This window comes from Methylobacterium soli (assembly GCF_008806385.1).
Classification (GTDB): Bacteria; Pseudomonadota; Alphaproteobacteria; order Rhizobiales; family Beijerinckiaceae; genus Methylobacterium; species Methylobacterium soli.
Genome location: NZ_VZZK01000105.1, coordinates 1 through 1,522, shown reverse-complemented (window position 1 = coordinate 1,522; position 1,522 = coordinate 1). Strand labels below are relative to the sequence as shown.

The window sequence follows — 1,522 nt, the reverse complement described above, 5'->3', positions numbered from 1 at the left end:
TCGCCCAACGCACCTGATCCCAACAACGTTCCGCTACCAGACATCTAGCACTACTTTGGCAGGTTGAGGGAACGCAGCCGGTTTTGACGGATTCGCATGCCACGGCGATGGACGTGGGTGATCGCGATGTCGGATGCCGGCGGATGGCGTGACGATCTGGATCGATGGCTGCAACCGTTCCTGGCTGGCCTGTCGCATCCGGCCCGCTGGGCGATGTGTCCGCTCTACGTGGCCGGGCTCATAGGTCTGGGCGATCGCAAAAGCGTCCAGCCGATGGCGGCTCGGGCCGATGGGGTGCCCTACGATCGGCTGCACCATTTCATCGCGGCCGGGATCTGGGACGAGGCCCCGCTGCATCGGGCGCTGCTCAGCGAGGCCGATCGCCTCGTCGGTGGTGCGGATGCGATCCTGGTCGTCGACGACACCGCCTTACCGAAGAAGGGCAATCGCTCGGTCGGGGTCGCACCGCAATACGCCACGACGCTGGGCAAGACCGCCAACTGCCAGACGTTGGTGTCGCTGACGCTGGCGCGCGGCGAGGTGCCCGTGGCGGTCGGCTTGGCCCTGTTCCTGCCCGAGACCTGGACGAGCGACCCGCACCGGATGACCAGAGCTGGTGTCCCCGAGGACCGGCGCGATGCCCGCACCAAGCTGGAGATCGCCGTCGCGGAGATCGATCGGGTCCGGGAGGGGGGCATGCGCTTCGGCTGCGTGCTGGCCGATGCGGGTTATGGTTCCGCTCCGTTCCGACAGGCTCTGAGCGCGCGCGGCCTGAACTGGGCTGTCGGGATCTCGGGACGCAGCAAGGTCTATCCGGCTGACGTGACGGTGATCTTCCCCGTCGCGGGGCGTGGGCGACCGCGCAAGCGTCACGTCCCGGATCAGGTCTCGGTTGCGGCCGAGACGATTCTGGCGGACATGACCGGCCGGGCGGTGACCTGGCGGCACGGCACCAAGGGCCGGCTGCGGGCTCGCTTCTGCGCGCTGCGCGTTCGGATAGCCGATGGTCCGACCCAGCGGATCGGCACACAAGGCAACCAGCACCTGCCCGGTGACGAGGTCTGGCTGGTGCGCGAGGAGCGTGGCTCGGGGGAGCGTAAATACTACCTCACGAACCTGCCCATGGACGCGACCCTCAAACACCTGGCCGCAACCATCAAGGCGCGTTGGATCTGCGAGCAGGCTCACCAGCAGATGAAGGAGGAACTCAGCCTCGACCACTTCGAGGGCCGCTCCTGGACCGGGCTGCATCGACACGCACTGATGACGATGATGGCCTACGCCTTCCTCCAATCCCGCCGCCTCGCAGCGACGGGACGGAAAAAAAGAATCGCCTGCCCGCCGCCCCAGCCCTCGATGCCGGCCATCCGCCAAGCCATCCTGGATCACCTCAGCCGGGCACCGCCACGGCGATGCCCGCATTGTGAGACCGTCCTCTACCAGCCACCCTGAATAACAACCTGCCAAAGTAGTGCTAGATGTCTGGTAGCGGAACGTTGTTGGGATCAGGTGCGTTGGGCGA

General features: G+C 66.4%; 1 pseudogene. It reads left to right on the top strand.

Annotated features, from left to right (window positions below):
- Window positions 1-96: 96 nt before the first annotated feature.
- Window positions 97-1,427, top strand: a pseudogene (locus F6X53_RS31990) (IS701 family transposase).
- The last annotated feature ends 95 nt before the right edge of the window (window positions 1,428-1,522 follow it).